The following is a 14,778-nucleotide window of genomic DNA, read 5'->3' as shown; positions in this document are numbered from 1 at the left end:
ATAGTCAGCACCATCGGGCCCGCCTGCTCCAGCAGGGAGAAGATCCACGCCCTCGTCGAGGCCGGCGTCGATGTCGCCCGCCTCAACATGAGCCACGGGGAGCAGGCCCAGCACGAGGAGGTCCATGGGTACATCCGAGAGGCCTCCGAGGCCACCGGCCGCGGCGTGGGCATCCTCGCCGACCTCCAGGGGCCCAAGATCCGCCTCGGCCGCTTCGCCGAGGGCCCGGTACGCCTGACGCTCGGCGACGAGTTCACGATCACGACCGAGGACGTCCCCGGCAACCGCAAAGAGGTCTCCACGACCTACGAGGGACTCCCCGGCGACGTCAAGCCCGGAGACGCCGTCCTCATCGACGACGGCCGCGTCGCACTGAAGGTCGTCGACGTCGACGGCCCGCGCGTCCGCACCAGCGTCGTCGTCGGCGGAATGGTCTCCGACAACAAGGGACTCAACCTCCCCGGTGTCGCGGTCAGTGTCCCCGCCCTCACCGACAAGGACGAGGCCGACCTGCGCTGGGCCCTGCGCCTCGGCGTCGACATGGTCGCGCTGTCCTTCGTGCGCAGCCCCGAGGACGCCGACGACGTCTTCCGGATCATGGAGGAGGAGGGCGTTCGCGTCCCGGTCCTCGCCAAGATCGAAAAACCGCAGGCCGTCGAGCAGCTGAGTGAGATCGTGGCCGCCTTCGACGGCATCATGGTCGCCCGCGGCGACCTCGGCGTCGAGCTCCCGCTGGAGCAGGTGCCGATCGTGCAGAAGCGCGCCATCGAGCTCGCCCGCGAGAAGGCCCGGCCGGTCATCGTGGCCACCCAGATGCTCGAGTCGATGATCTCCTCGCCGCGGCCGACCCGCGCCGAGACCTCCGACGTCGCCAACGCGGTCTTCGAAGGCGCCGACGCGGTCATGCTCTCCGGCGAGACCAGCGTCGGGCAGTATCCGATCGAGGCGGTCGAGACGATGAGCCGCATCGTCTGCGCCGCCGAAGAGACCACCCTGCGCACCTCCCACGCGCTCGCCCGGATGCCCGAGACCGTCGGCGGGGCCATCGCCAAGGCGGCGGCCGAAGTCGGTGCGATCGTCGGGGCCAAGGCGCTGGTCGCCTTCACCATGACGGGCGAGAGCGCCCGGCGGCTCTCCCGCTACCGGTCCTCCATTCCCCTGCTGGCCTTCACGGCCGTGCAGAGCACCCGCAGCCAGCTCGCGCTGGTCTGGGGGACTGAGACCTTCACCGTGCCCAGGGTCGACCACACCGACGAGATGGTGCGGCAGGTCGAGCAGGCCCTGCTGGAGATCGGCCGGTGCCAGAAGGGCGACCGGGTCGTCATCGTCGCGGGCTCGCCCCCCGGCACTCCAGGATCGACCAACGCGTTGCGCGTCCACCGCATCGGTGACGCGATCGCCCAGGCCGCCCGATCGTGAGCCGCCCGCGCCCTCGCCGCACGGCGGGTGAGGGCGCGGTGCGGGCGCTCAGTACTTCGGTCCCACGAACTCATCCAACCGCGCCACGGCCTCGCGCCTCGCGACGGAGATCACCCTCGCATTCGACTGTGTCCAGGCGATTCCCAGTCGGTCGAGGGCGTCGGTGAAGAGTTGTCGGATGTCATCTGAGGCGTTGGTGAAGAAGTAGCGCGGATATTCGTACCAACGGTCGCCGTCCGGCAGCGTCCGCCGCACTCGGTTGGCTCCACGGCAGCCGTCCGAGTGGATCAATCCGCGGACGAATTCCTGGGTGTATTCGTCCACGATCTGTCGCTGCCAGGATACGAGCTCGATCTTGCGGGTGTGCTTCATGCCACGGCCGTGCTGTGGAAACAGACATGGCCAATGTCTGGTATAGGCGTTGACTGACGTACAGCCAACCTTTTGTCTGCGACCAACTGAGAGGTCCGGCATGACTGCCAGGATGGCGCTGGAGGCGGCTTCGATAAGACCTGGCCAGTCGTCACCGCAGGCGATCTCGAGTCGGTACACCTCGTTGCGTGCCTTGGCGAGGTAGCCGTCCCCCAGGTAGAGCCCTAGAAGGTAAGCGTACGCAGGACGATCCAGAGGCCCGTCATGGCATCGAGGGCAGAGGGATTGGGCTCGCCCCGGTGGGAGATGAGGACGCCGCTTCCAGTTTCCCAATGTGGATCGGCTGACGCCCGTCTGCCGGTGGACTTCCGCGACCGTGTAGCCCGACGCGAGCAGCCGGAAAGCCAATTGGCGCTTCCGCGGATCGTATATATGAGGGAGTGTTCCGGCCGGGTACGACAAAACCGCCGCTCCGAGGAGCGGCGGTAGTCGGTGGTGCCCCGGGTGGGACTCGAACCCACACTGTACGGGTTTTGAATCCGTTGCCTACTGCCTAATTGGGCTACCGGGGCCTTTACCGAGACGAAATGATACATCCCGATGATCGGCTGCTCGGTCGTCGCTAGTGCGACCTGGGCAGGCACTAGCGTACCGGGTCCGGGTACGCTCGTGCGCGTGACCGATAGCGCTCGACGAGTAGTGATCGCCGAAGACGAGGCCCTCATCCGGCTCGACCTCAAGGAGATGCTGGAAGAGGACGGCTACGCGGTCGTCGGCGAGGCCGGGGACGGTGAGACCGCCGTCAAGCTGACCCTCGATCTGAGACCGGATCTGGTGATCCTGGACGTCAAGATGCCCGTCCTCGACGGTATCTCCGCCGCTGAGCGGATCGCCGCGGACCGGATCGCGCCCGTCGTGATCCTCACGGCCTTCTCCCAGCGCGAGCTCGTCGAGCGGGCCCGGGACGCCGGTGCGATGGCCTACCTCGTGAAGCCGTTCACCATGGCCGACCTGGTGCCGGCGATCGAGATGGCGGTGAGCCGCTACCAGGAGGTCAAGGCGCTCGAGGCCGAGGTCGGCTCGCTCCAGGACCGGCTGGAGACCCGCAAGCTCGTGGAGCGCGCCAAAGGTCTGCTCCAGTCGGCGCACGGGTGGACCGAGCCGGAGGCCTTCCGCTGGATCCAGAAGACCTCGATGGACCGCCGGCTCACCATGCGGGCCGTCGCCGAAGCCGTCGTGGCCGGTCCCGCGGACAACGGTGGCGACGACGCGAGCTGAGCGGCCCACCCGATCGGGCGGCACCGGGCCCTATCTCGGTTTGACGTCGTCGGGTAGGGTCTACAGACCCAACGTCCGGGTCATGGGCCCTACCTGCTGGTTTGCCTGGCCACGGACTAGTAACGAAGGAATAACCCTTCGGTTTTTGAGCTACTACATCGGGCGATTGGGTCGATGTACTACGGACTGGACCTCGGATGAAGGTTCTCTGAACGTCTCCGAGGCATGTCTTGATACCCGATCCTGGCGGATCCGGATGTGAAAGGTTGGCTACCTTGCGGCTCAACAAGAGTGGCATCGGCGTGATCGCCGTGGGGGCGGTGCTCGCGCTGGGCATGAGTGCGTGCGGCGGAGACAGCGAGGAGCCCTCCGGCGGGGGCGGCGGCGGCGACACCGTGACGATCGGCTTCATGGGCGACCTGACGGGTGAGACCTCCGGCATCGTGATCCCGCCGAAGCAGGGCGCTCAGATGGCGATCGACGAGTACAACGCGACCAACCCCAAGGTCAAGATCACTTTCAAGACCTACGACAGCCAGGGCAAGCCCGAGCAGGCGACGCCGCTGGCCAAGACCGCGATTCAGCAGGACAAGATCGCCGGTCTCATCGGGCCGGCCTTCTCGGGTGAGTCGGCTCAGGTCGGCCCGGTGCTCGAAGAGGGCAAGGTCCCCAGCGTCTCGCCGTCGGCCACCAACGCCGCGCTGGCGAAGAACAACTGGAAGTTCTGGCACCGGGTCATCGCCAACGACGACGTCCAGGGTGCCGGCATCGGCACCTTCATCACCAACGGACTGTCGGCCAAGAAGGTCTTCATCATCAACGACGCCTCGGAGTACGGTAAGCCGCTCGCCGAGACGATGAAGAAGACGGTCACGGGCGCGGGGGCTCAGGTCTCCGAGGACGCCATCGACCCGCAGGGCTCGGACTACGGTTCGACCGTCAACAAGGCGAAGGCGTACGCGCCTGACGCGATCTTCTTCGCCGGTTACTACGCCCAGGGTGGAAAGCTGGTCAAGCAGCTCCGTGAGGCCGGCGTCAAGGCCCGCTTCCTGTCGGGTGACGGCTCGCTCGACGCCGGCCTGGCCAAGGGTGCGGGCGGCACCGTCGCCGACGGCTCTTTCATCGGCTGCCCCTGCCTGATCGACCCCACGGGCAAGGCGAGCCCGGCGAGCAAGAAGTTCGCCGATGCCTACAAGGCCAAGTACAACACCGATCCGGCGATCTACGCCGCTGAGGGCTACGACGCCGCGACCGCGTTCATCGAGGCGATCAAGGCGGGCAACACCACCGCCGAGAAGATCAACACGGCGCTTTCGTCGGTCGACGTCGCGGGTGTCGGCAAGCAGATCAAGTTCGGTCCGAACGGCGAGGTCACCGCGACGGACGTGTTCGTGTACGAGGTCAAGGGCGACAAGCTGCCCCTCCTCGGTAACGCCAAGGACGCGAAGGTCGGTTAGTCCCTCCGGTCTCCGGTAGAACATCCAGGTACGCGCAGGAGCGGAAGCGCACAGCCACCCAGGCGCTTCCGCTCCTTCGACGAAGGCGACTCAAGTTGCAAGGGTTCATAGATCAATTCTGGCCGTCCACCATCGACGGCCTGGCGCTCGGCTCGATCTACGCGCTGATCGCGCTCGGCTACACGATGGTCTACGGCGTTCTCCGGCTCATCAACTTTGCCCATTCCGAGATCTTCATGATCGGCACGTTCGCGGCGCTGGCCACCCTGCATGCGATCAACCCGTCCCCGGTCGGGGGCGTCGCCCTCGTCGGGGTCGTGTTGTTGCTGGCGGTCATCGCGGGGGTCGTCTCCGGCGGCAGCGCGATGATCCTCGAATACGTGGCCTATCGGCCGCTGCGCCGGCGCGGCGCGTCTCGCCTGGCGGCCCTCATCTCGGCCATCGGCGCGTCGATCTTCCTCCAGCAGCTCTTCGCACGGGTCGTCATCCCGTGGTGGTTCGACCTGCCGAAGGAGAAGGGCTCCCTGCCCATTCAGCAGCACTTCGTTGAGCGATCAGAGATATCGGTCTTCGGCTTCAAGCTGAGCCAGATCACTGACAGCCTCGTGATCAACAATGACAAGTTCCTCATCTTCGCCGGCGCGATCGGCATGATGATCGCGCTCGACCTCGTGGTGAACCGCACCAAGCTCGGACGTGGCATCCGGGCGACCGCGCAGGATCCGGAGACCGCGGTGCTGATGGGCGTCAACATCGACCGGATCGTGACCGCGACGTTCGCCATCGGCGGTGCGATGGCGGGTGTGGCCGCCGCGCTGTTCATCATGCGATTCGAGGAGACGAACTACTTCGTGGGCTTCCTGCTCGGCATCAAGGCGTTCACCGCCGCAGTGCTGGGCGGTATCGGCAATCTGCGGGGGGCGCTGGCCGGTGGCCTGCTGCTCGGCCTGATCGAGATGTACGGCTCCAGCATCTTCGGGTCCGAGTGGCGGGACGTGGTCGCCTTCAGCGTCCTGGTCCTCGTCCTCATGTTCCGTCCGACCGGCATCTTCGGTGAGTCTCTTCAGCAGGCGCGCGCATGAACTCCAACGGTAAGACGACTTCGACCAACGGCCAGGCCGCCTTCGCCGGTATCGCGAAGCGGGCGGGGCAGCGTTTCGACAACGCCCCGGCGGCCCTGCGCCCGCCGGCCTTCGCTCTCGGCTACGCGCTCGAGACGCTCGGTGCCATCTCGGACATGTTCCGGGACTGGTGGTCGCGGCAGCCAGGCTCGGTGCGATGGCCCCTCTATCTGCTGCTGATCGTGGGCGCCCTTCTGCTGCCCTCGGATCAGATCGGCGGCTTCATGTCGCCCTACAGCGACTGGGGCACTCTGCTGTTCTTCCCGATCGGCGGCTACGTCCTGCTGGCGATCGGCCTGAACGTCGTGGTCGGGCAGGCGGGCCTGCTCGACCTCGGCTATGTGGCCTTCTTCGCCATCGGCGGCTATGCGATGGCGGTGATCGGCACCAGGCTCGGGTGGAGCTTCTGGGAGGTCCTGACCGTGGGCATCCTGCTCTCGGCGCTCTCGGGCATCCTTCTCGGCGCCCCGACGCTGCGGTTGCGCGGAGACTACCTCGCGATCGTGACGCTGGGTTTCGGTGAGATCATCCGCATCACCGCGCGGAACACCGACTACATCGGTGGGCCGAACGGCATCGGCGGCATTCCGCATCCGCCGAACCTGACCGACTGGGCCGTCCCCGAGAGTGAGCCGTTCACCAGTCTCGGCCTGGCCGGGATCACGCCGTTCCAGTACGGCGCTCTGGACGGCCGGCCGTACTACTACCTGATGCTGGCGGCGATCGTTTTGACGATCATCTTCGTCAAGCGGCTCGAGAGCAGCCGGGTCGGCCGGGCGTGGGCGTCAATCCGTGAGGACGAGGACGCCGCCGAGCTGATGGGCGTGCCGACGTTCAAGTTCAAACTGGCCGCGTTCGCGATCGGCGCGTCGATCGGCGGTGCGGCCGGCGTGATCTACGCCTCGCAGGCCACGTCCATCCTGCCGAGGAACTTCGAGTTCATCGTCTCGGCGACGATCCTCGCCGCGGTGGTGCTCGGCGGCTCCGGCAACCTGCCGGGGGTCATGATGGGAGCGTTCCTGGTCGCGTGGATTCCCGAGCGCGTCCGGGGTCTGCAGGAATACCGCATCCTGGTGTTCGGTGCGGTGCTGGTCATCTTGATGATCTTCCGGCCCGAGGGTCTGCTGCCCTCTCGCCGGCGAAAAGCCGAGTTGGCCGAAGGGACCGGAGGAATGGGGAGTATGGGCGCCGAAGTGGGCGGCCCAGGCACTGCCGTGGCTGCCGAGGTGGGCAAGTGAGCGACGCGAAGGACATGAGCGACGCGACGCCGGCGGCCGAGACGGCTCCGGCGAAGACCGCGACGGCGGTCGCGGAAGGTGCGGAAGGCACGGCGCAGCCGCTGCTGGAACTGCGCGGTCTGACCATGCGCTTCGGCGGCGTGGTCGCGATCAACGGACTCGATCTGACCATCAACAAGGGTGAGATCTTCGCGTTGATCGGCCCGAACGGCGCGGGGAAGACCACGGTGTTCAACGTCACCACCGGGGTCTACCAGCCGACCGAGGGGAACGTGATCTTCGGCGGGCAGCGGATCGACGGCAAGAAGCGGTTCGCCGTCACCAAGCTCGGGGTGGCCCGTACCTTTCAGAACGTCCGGCTCTTCCACAACATGTCGGCGCAGGAGAACGTGATGGTGGGCGCGGACGCCCATCATCGGACCGGTCTCGCGGGTGCGGCCCTCGGGCTGCCCTGGCACCGGCGTGAGGAGCGCGACGGCCGTGCCAAGGCGCGGGAACTGCTGGACTTCGTCGGCGTCTCGCACCGCATGGAGGAGACGGCGAAGAACCTCCCGTACGGCGACCAGCGGCGTCTGGAGATCGCGCGGGCCCTGGCGACGGATCCGAAGCTGTTGCTGCTGGACGAGCCTGCCGCCGGGATGAACCCGGCGGAGAAGATCGAGCTGCAGGAGCTGATCAAGAAGATCCGCGACACCGGCCGCACGGTCCTTTTGATCGAGCACGACATGAGCCTGGTCATGGGGATCAGCGACCGGATCGGCGTTCTCGACTTCGGGCAGAAGATCGCGGAAGGGTTGCCGACCGAGGTCCAGAACAATCCGCGGGTCATCGAGGCTTACCTGGGGGCTCCGGCCGATGCTTCTTGAGATCAAGGACATTCACGTCCACTACGGAAAGATCGCAGCGCTCAAGGGCATCTCGGTGGATGTCGATGAGGGTGAGATCGTCACGTTGATCGGCGCCAACGGCGCCGGCAAGACCACGACGTTGAAGACCATCTCCGGGCTGCGGTCGCTGTCGGCGGGCCGGATCTCCTTCGACGGCAAGGACATCAGCAAGCTCGCCGGGCACAAGCGGGTGCTCGCCGGCATCGGCCAGTCGCCCGAGGGGCGTGGTGTCTTCCCCGGCATGACGGTGGAGGACAACCTCTACATGGGGGCCTACGCGCGGAAGGGCGACCTGTCCAAGGAACTGGCCGAGGTCTACGACCTGTTCCCCCGCCTGGCCGAGCGCAAGTCCCAGATGGGCGGCACGATGTCCGGTGGCGAGCAGCAGATGCTCGCGATCGGGCGGGCGCTGATGGCCGATCCCAAGGTGCTGCTGCTGGACGAACCGTCGATGGGGCTGGCCCCGATGCTGGTACAGCAGATCTTCTCGATCATTGAGACGATCAACCAGCGTGGTACGACGGTGCTGCTTGTCGAGCAGAACGCCCAGCAGGCGCTCCAGATCGCGCACCGAGCGTATGTTCTGGAGACCGGCCGGGTCGTCAAGAGCGCGGCGGCAGCGGATCTGCTGGACGATCCCGAGGTCCGGGCCGCCTACCTCGGTGGCGACCTGGGCGAGGTTCCGGCGGAAGCCTCGGTGGAGACCGAGGGGAAGCGCCTGGACTGACGAGGGCAGGCGCCTGGATCGACGGCGGAGGAGCCCCGGGGACCGCGTGCGGTGCCCGGGGCTCCTTCTCGTCGCGTCGGCGTTCGCGCCGGCCGTGAGAGGGCTTCCCAGGGCCCTCTAGGAGAGCCCTACGTCGACGCCCGGCGGGTCGGAGACGGCTCCGACGGACGGGGTGCCGACGAGCCGGAGTGCGCGGACCCGGCTCTCGCGGGGGATGTCGTACCAGAGGTCGAGTTCGATTCGCACGGCCGAGCCGACGTCGATGGAGTCGGGCTGCCGTTTGACCAGCATGGCGTCCAGGTCCGGCTGGTGGGTCGCGCCGTCGGTGGTGACCAGGAGTTGCTTGCGGGAGTCGAAGGTCTGGGTGGTCCTGCCGCGGTTCTCGGTGACCAGGCGAATCCGGACGAACTGTCCCTTGGGTCGCACGTCGGCGTGGCTGCCCACGAGTTCCGGCATGCCCGCGCGCAGGCCGATCGGGGTGAAGGCGAGGTCGCCGCTGCGCACGGTGCCGCCGCTGAGCGGCGTCTCGCCGTCGCGCACCGGCCGGGACGGCAGCCGGTACGTCGGCGTGGCGGAGGCCGCGGACGGCGTGGTCGAGCCTTGCGGCGGGCTCGCGTCGCCGGAGCAGGCGGCCGCCGCCGCGGTTGTGATCACCAGGATCGCCCAGGCCGGGATGTGTCGCATGGCGTGACCGTAGGCCGCCGCCGTCCCGGGGAGAAAGATCGCTGCGGGCTTCGCAACCGAAATGAAACCGGCTATCGGGCGTAGCCGGTTGCGGGCTGGTGCCGTACGCGCGCTCGCGCTCGGGCCGGTGAGGCCGGGCGGACCGGTGCGGGCGGCGGCCCTGGACGGGCAGAGGCCCGGGATCACCTTTGGGGCCGCACGCGCCTTCCCCGGGCGCGTACGTTGTCTACTCGGTGGTCCCGGGCCCTTGGCCCCCCACGCTAGTCGGCGGCGGCCGCCTCCGCACAGTATGTGGACTTCCCGGCCCGCCGATTTCGGACGTTCGATCCAGGACGTTCGCGGAGCATGCGGATGAGGCGGGCGGGGCGCGTGCGGCGGTCCCGTTTCGTGGCTGATCACAGTGTCTCCGGGTCGCCGGTCATCGGCGGCGGTTCCGGCGCGCATCCTCTGCCACGTGCCGGAAACTGTCGGAGGCGACGGCTAGAGTCACAGGGTGGCGACCATCCAACCGACCCCTGACAGAGACCGGCTGCTCCTGCTGGACGGACATTCCCTGGCCTACCGGGCGTTCTTCGCGCTGCCGCTGGAGAACTTCTCGACGACCACGGGCCAGCCGACCAACGCGGTCTACGGCTTCACCTCGATGCTCATCAACGTCCTGCGCGATGAGCAGCCGACGCACATCGGGGTCTGTTTCGACCGGTCCGAGCCGACGTTCCGGCACGAGGCCTATGTGGAGTACAAGGCGGGACGGCAGAAGACCCCCGACGACTTCCGCAGCCAGGTCAGCCTGATCTTCGAGGTCCTCGACGCCCTGCGGATCCCGCGGCTGTCCAAGGCCGGGTTCGAGGCCGACGACCTCATCGCCACCCTCGCCACCCAGGCGGGCGAGCTGGGCATGGAGACGCTGATCGTCACCGGCGACCGGGACGCCTACCAGCTGGTCACCGAGAACGTGACGGTGCTCTATCCGCGCAAGGGCGTGTCCGATCTGGTGCGCACCACGCCCGCGGTGGTGGAGGAGAAGTACGGCGTGTCGCCGGGGCGCTACCGCGAGCTGGCGGCGCTTGTGGGCGAGACCAGTGACAACCTGCCGGGTGTTCCCGGGGTCGGCCCCAAGACCGCGGCCAAGTGGCTCAACCTGCACGACGGCCTGGACGGGCTCGTCGCCCATGTCGACGAGATCAAGGGCAAGGCCGGCGACAGCCTCCGTGAGCATCTCGCGCAGGTGCTCCGCAATCACCAGATCAACAAGCTCGACTGCGAGGTGGCGCTGGAGCTGACGCCGGACCGGCTGACGATCGGCCAGTGGGACCGCGAGGAGATCCATTCGCTGTTCGACACCCTGCAGTTCCGGGTGCTGCGCGAGCGGCTGTACGCCACGCTGTCGACCGTCGAGCCCGAGGCCGAGGAGGGCTTCGAGATCGAGCTCGCGACCCCCGGCCCGGGCGAGGTCGCCGAGTGGATCGATCAGCACGCGCGCGGAGCGGGCCGCGTCGGGGTCGCGGTGTCGGGCACGTGGGGGCGCGGCACCGGTGAGCTCACCGGGCTGGCGCTGGCCGGTGTCGACGGCCCTGCGGCCTATCTCGACCCGGCGGCGCTGATCGAGGAGGACGAGCGGGCGTTCGCGGCCTGGCTGGCCGACCCCAAGCAGCCCAAGGCCATGCACGACGCCAAGGGGCCCATGCTCGCGTTCGCCGCCCGCGGTCTGACGCTCGACGGCCTGACCAGCGACACCGCGCTCGCCGCCTATCTGGCGCTGCCGGGGCAGCGGTCCTTCGACCTGGCCGATCTGGTGCTGCGGTACCTGCACCGGGAGCTGAGGGAGGAGACCGAGACGAGCGGGCAGCTCACCCTCGACGGCTCCGGCGAGGAGGAGGTCGCGCACGAGCTCGCGGTGCGGGCCCGCGCCGTGGTCGAGCTGGCCGACGCCCTCGACAAGGATCTGGAACGGCGCGGCGCGGCGCGGCTGCTGCACGAGGTCGAGCTGCCGCTCGTGGGGGTGCTCGCGGACATGGAGCGCACCGGCATCGCGGTCGACAACGATCATTTCGCGGCGCTGTCGTCGTCGCTCGGCGGTCAGGTGAAGGCGGTCGAGGAGCTGGCCTACTCGGCGGTCGGACATGACTTCAACCTGGGTTCGCCCAAGCAGATCCAGCAGGTGCTGTTCGATGAGCTGGGCCTGCCCAAGACCAAGCGGACCAAGACCGGTTACACCACCGACTCCGAGGCGCTGACCAATCTGCTGGTGAGCGACGGGCATCCGGTGCTCGAGCACCTGCTGCGCTGGCGTGAGGTGGCCAAGCTCAAGAGCATCGTCGACTCGCTGATCCCGATGGCCGACGACGCCGGGCGCATCCACACGACCTTCAACCAGCTGGTGGCGGCGACCGGGCGGCTGTCGTCGACCGACCCGAACCTGCAGACGATTCCGATCCGCACGGCCGAGGGCCGGCAGATCCGGGCGGGGTTCGTGGTGGGGGAGGGCTACGAGTGCCTGCTCACCGCCGACTACAGCCAGATCGAGCTGCGGATCATGGCGCATCTGTCCGGTGACGAGGCGTTGATCGAGGCGTTCACCTCGGGTGCCGACTTCCACACCATCACCGCCGCGCGGGTGTTCGGTGTGCCGCCCGAGCAGGTCGACGGGGAGCTGCGCAACCGGATCAAGGCGATGAACTACGGCCTGGCCTATGGACTGTCGGCGTTCGGGCTGTCCCAGCAGCTGCGCATCCCGCCGGACGAGGCGCGCCAGCTGATGGAGGAGTATTTCGAGCAGTTCGGCGGGATCCGCGACTACCTGCGCGACATCGTGGCGAAGGCACGGCAGGACGGATACACCGAGACGATTCTCGGTCGCCGCCGGTATCTGCCGGATCTGACCTCCGACAACCGGCAGCGCCGTGAGATGGCCGAGCGGATGGCGCTGAACGCGCCGATCCAGGGGTCGGCCGCCGACATCGTCAAGGTCGCGAGCCTGGGCGTCGATCGTGCTCTGCGCGAGCGGGGCCTCTCGTCGAGGATGTTGCTGCAGGTCCACGACGAGTTGGTGTTCGAGGTGGCGGCGGGTGAGCTGGAGCCGCTGCGGGAGCTGGTGCGTGAGCAGATGAGCGGCGCCTACGAGCTGCGCGCGCCGCTCGACGTCTCGATGGGCACCGGCCGGACCCTGCAGGACGCGGGCCACTGAACCACTGAACCACTGAACCGCGGCGGAGGCGCCGGGTTCCCGGATCCGGCGCGGCGCGCGCCGTCCGCTCCGGTACGCCTCCGGTCCGGTCCGGTCTGTTCGGCCCGTCCCCGGCTCGCCCGCTCATCGCTGCGGCTCCGGCGAGCCAGTCTTTACCGAGCGCTGGCGTAGCCGCACCGGCGGCCCGGGTAATGATCTTTGCGAGGGTTTCATCCGGTTCGGGTGACCGGTGGCGCACGGTCGTCGCCGCACATCCCCGACGGGGCAGGGGGAATCGTGCCGAATCTGCACATGCTCGCCGGCGTAGTGATCGTGCTCGCCGTGATCTATGGACTGATGGGGTCGCGCGTGGAGTTTCCCGGGCAGCAGCATCGGGCTCCGGCGCCCGCCCACGGGCACGCGCCAAGGTGATCCGGGGGTCGCGGGAGCGGCTGGACAAGACGCCCGGCAAGCGCTATATCTCTACGGCGACCGTAGTAGGACCCTGGTTTTCCGGGGCGCGGACGGGCCTGTGCGGGCAGAACATCACCGGTCAGGGCGGGTCTCTTGACGCCTAGCGATTGACCCACGCCGAATGGTCCCATATGCTGATCGCTGCGCTGTGGGTCTGCGCGCACCTCAGACGGAGCAGGCTCGCGCTCGGTCAGGTCGACATCGGAAAGTTTCTTCGGGCGGAGCAGGTTTCCGTCTCCTCCGGTCTTCGGCAGGGACGATAAACGGCCCTCCGCGCATCATCCGACACCCACTATGTCCGTATCCGGAGCCAGCCCACACATGACGAGCAGCACCGAGGCCACCTCGACCACCCCGCAGGTAGCGGTCAATGACATCGGGTCCGAGGAAGCCTTCCTCGCCGCGATCGATGAGACCATCAAGTACTTCAACGACGGCGACATTGTCGAGGGCACTGTCGTCAAGGTCGACCGAGACGAGGTCTTGCTCGACATCGGCTACAAGACCGAGGGCGTCATCCCCTCGCGTGAACTCTCCATCAAGCACGATGTCGACCCCAACGAGGTCGTCAAGGTGGGCGATCACGTCGAGGCTCTTGTCCTCCAGAAGGAGGACAAGGAAGGCCGCCTGATCCTGTCCAAGAAGCGCGCGCAGTACGAGCGCGCCTGGGGCACGATCGAGAAGATCAAGGAGGAAGACGGCATCGTCACCGGTACCGTCATCGAGGTCGTCAAGGGCGGCCTCATCCTCGACATCGGTCTTCGCGGCTTCCTTCCCGCCTCGCTCGTGGAGATGCGCCGGGTGCGCGATCTTCAGCCGTACGTCAGCCGCGAGCTCGAGGCGAAGATCATCGAGCTGGACAAGAACCGCAACAACGTGGTCCTGTCCCGCCGCGCCTGGCTCGAGCAGACCCAGTCGGAGGTCCGACAGACCTTCCTCAACACGCTGCAGAAGGGCCAGGTTCGCAAGGGCGTCGTATCCTCGATCGTCAACTTCGGCGCGTTCGTGGATCTGGGCGGCGTCGACGGACTCGTCCACGTCTCCGAGCTCTCCTGGAAGCACATCGATCACCCGTCAGAGGTGGTCGAGGTCGGCCAGGAGGTCACCGTCGAGGTTCTCGACGTCGACATGGAGCGCGAGCGGGTCTCGCTGTCGCTCAAGGCGACGCAGGAGGACCCCTGGCAGCAGTTCGCCCGTACGCACCAGATCGGCCAGGTCGTTCCCGGCCGGGTCACCAAGCTGGTGCCGTTCGGCGCGTTCGTCCGCGTGGAGGAGGGCATCGAGGGACTGGTGCACATCTCCGAGCTGGCGGAGCGGCATGTCGAGATTCCCGAGCAGGTCGTCCAGGTCGGCGACGAGATCTTTGTCAAGATCATCGACATCGACCTCGACCGGCGTCGCATCAGCCTCTCGCTGAAGCAGGCCAACGAGAGTGCCGCGGGCATCGAGGAAGAGGACTTCGACCCGACGCTCTACGGCATGCCGGCCGAGTACGACGAGCAGGGGAACTACAAGTACCCCGAGGGATTCGACGCCGACACGGGCGAATGGCTCGAGGGCTTCGACGACCAGCGCGAGACGTGGGAGCGGCAGTACGCCGAGGCCCGCACCCGGTTCGACTCGCACCGCAAGCAGATCGAGGAGGCACGCAAGGCCGAGGCCGAGGCGGCCGGCTCGGGCGGCGGTGGCGGTGGCGGCGGTGGCGGAGAGGGCGAGACGTCCTACTCCGGCGGCGGCGAGTCCGCTACCGAGGGCGGCGGCGCTCTGGCCTCCGACGAGGCTCTTGCGGCCCTGCGCGAGAAGCTGTCGGGCGGTCAGTGAGACGTGACGTGTCGCCGAGTTGATCTCGCCTAGCGAGCTCTCGGACGGTTGACCGAGCATCTGTGGCCGGACGACATCCCTCTGTGGGGGAGGTCGTCCGGCCACAGCGCTTTCTCCGGTAAGTTCATCGGGTG

12 protein-coding genes, 1 tRNA gene and 1 pseudogene are annotated in these 14,778 nt (G+C 67.6%); 10 read left to right on the top strand and 4 right to left on the bottom strand.

Features of this window, described 5'->3' with window-relative positions:
* On the top strand, positions 1-1,419 hold a 1,419-nt coding region (gene pyk, locus HKK72_RS27195; protein WP_222721180.1), incomplete at its 5' end, for a pyruvate kinase.
* Between the two features lie 48 nt (positions 1,420-1,467).
* Here the strand turns inward: pyk and HKK72_RS42380 are convergent.
* From HKK72_RS42380 to HKK72_RS27185, 3 genes and pseudogenes are all read right to left on the bottom strand, one after another.
* The gene (locus tag HKK72_RS42380) at positions 1,468-1,971 is read right to left on the bottom strand and encodes a hypothetical protein (protein ID WP_315987465.1); all 504 of its coding nucleotides are present in this window, start codon (positions 1,969-1,971) and stop codon (positions 1,468-1,470) included.
* Between the two features lie 144 nt (positions 1,972-2,115).
* Positions 2,116-2,199, bottom strand: a pseudogene (locus tag HKK72_RS42875) (helix-turn-helix domain-containing protein); the annotation flags it as partial.
* Positions 2,200-2,284: 85 nt separating this feature from the next.
* Positions 2,285-2,363, bottom strand: a tRNA-Leu gene (locus HKK72_RS27185).
* 127 nt (positions 2,364-2,490) lie between these two features.
* Between HKK72_RS27185 and HKK72_RS27180 the strand changes: the two genes are divergently transcribed.
* The 6 genes from HKK72_RS27180 (at position 2,491) to HKK72_RS27155 (ending at position 8,499) form a co-directional block, all read left to right on the top strand.
* Positions 2,491-3,069, top strand: coding sequence for an ANTAR domain-containing response regulator (locus HKK72_RS27180; protein ID WP_410050345.1), 579 nt, complete (start codon positions 2,491-2,493; stop codon positions 3,067-3,069).
* 275 nt (positions 3,070-3,344) lie between these two features.
* Positions 3,345-4,526 carry a branched-chain amino acid ABC transporter substrate-binding protein gene (locus HKK72_RS27175; RefSeq protein WP_261987244.1) on the top strand — a complete coding sequence of 394 codons (1,182 nt, stop codon included), beginning with the start codon at positions 3,345-3,347 and terminating at the stop codon, positions 4,524-4,526.
* 95 nt (positions 4,527-4,621) lie between these two features.
* On the top strand, positions 4,622-5,608 hold the full coding sequence (locus HKK72_RS27170; protein ID WP_222721178.1) for a branched-chain amino acid ABC transporter permease: 987 nt from the start codon (positions 4,622-4,624) through the stop codon (positions 5,606-5,608).
* Positions 5,605-6,885, top strand: a complete 1,281-nt coding sequence (locus tag HKK72_RS27165; protein WP_410050344.1) for a branched-chain amino acid ABC transporter permease — start codon at positions 5,605-5,607, stop codon at positions 6,883-6,885. The genes HKK72_RS27170 and HKK72_RS27165 overlap by 4 nt, the downstream gene beginning before the upstream one ends.
* 125 nt (positions 6,886-7,010) lie before the next feature.
* Complete coding sequence (locus HKK72_RS27160) at positions 7,011-7,751, top strand: ABC transporter ATP-binding protein (RefSeq protein ID WP_261987245.1); 741 nt, start codon at positions 7,011-7,013, stop codon at positions 7,749-7,751.
* Entirely contained in the window at positions 7,741-8,499 is a 759-nt protein-coding gene (locus tag HKK72_RS27155) for an ABC transporter ATP-binding protein (protein WP_187237273.1), read from the top strand. The genes HKK72_RS27160 and HKK72_RS27155 overlap by 11 nt, the downstream gene beginning before the upstream one ends.
* 117 nt (positions 8,500-8,616) lie before the next feature.
* Here HKK72_RS27155 and HKK72_RS27150 read toward each other — a convergent pair whose 3' ends face one another.
* Positions 8,617-9,183, bottom strand: coding sequence for a DUF4352 domain-containing protein (locus tag HKK72_RS27150; RefSeq protein ID WP_187237272.1), 567 nt, complete (start codon positions 9,181-9,183; stop codon positions 8,617-8,619).
* Between the two features lie 493 nt (positions 9,184-9,676).
* On the opposite strand from HKK72_RS27150, the gene polA reads away from it, so the two are divergent.
* The 3 genes from polA to rpsA all read left to right on the top strand — a co-directional run bounded on the left by polA (position 9,677) and on the right by rpsA (position 14,644).
* Positions 9,677-12,370, top strand: a complete 2,694-nt coding sequence (gene polA, locus HKK72_RS27145) for a DNA polymerase I (protein WP_187237271.1) — start codon at positions 9,677-9,679, stop codon at positions 12,368-12,370.
* A 276-nt stretch (positions 12,371-12,646) separates the two neighbouring features.
* A complete protein-coding gene (locus HKK72_RS41420; protein WP_261987243.1) occupies positions 12,647-12,781 on the top strand; it encodes a hypothetical protein in 135 nt (44 codons plus the stop codon).
* A gap of 363 nt (positions 12,782-13,144) precedes the next feature.
* Positions 13,145-14,644, top strand: coding sequence for a 30S ribosomal protein S1 (gene rpsA / locus HKK72_RS27140; RefSeq protein WP_187237270.1), 1,500 nt, complete (start codon positions 13,145-13,147; stop codon positions 14,642-14,644).
* Positions 14,645-14,778: the final 134 nt, after the last annotated feature.

Source organism: Actinomadura sp. HBU206391, assembly GCF_014323665.1.
Taxonomy (GTDB): Bacteria; Actinomycetota; Actinomycetes; order Streptosporangiales; family Streptosporangiaceae; genus Actinomadura_C.
Note: the sequence above shows the minus strand (reverse complement) of the source record. Positions and strands in the feature narration are given on the sequence as shown.

Excerpts from the sequence above, each read along its gene's own strand:
- HKK72_RS27165 (WP_410050344.1), top strand. The coding sequence starts at position 5,605 with ATGAACTCCAACGGTAAGACGACTTCGACCAACGGCCAGGCCGCCTTC.
- HKK72_RS27160 (WP_261987245.1), top strand. The coding sequence starts at position 7,011 with ATGCGCTTCGGCGGCGTGGTCGCGATCAACGGACTCGATCTGACCATC.
- HKK72_RS27155 (WP_187237273.1), top strand. The coding sequence starts at position 7,741 with ATGCTTCTTGAGATCAAGGACATTCACGTCCACTACGGAAAGATCGCA.
- HKK72_RS27150 (WP_187237272.1), bottom strand. The coding sequence starts at position 9,183 with ATGCGACACATCCCGGCCTGGGCGATCCTGGTGATCACAACCGCGGCG.
- rpsA (WP_187237270.1), top strand. The coding sequence starts at position 13,145 with ATGACGAGCAGCACCGAGGCCACCTCGACCACCCCGCAGGTAGCGGTC.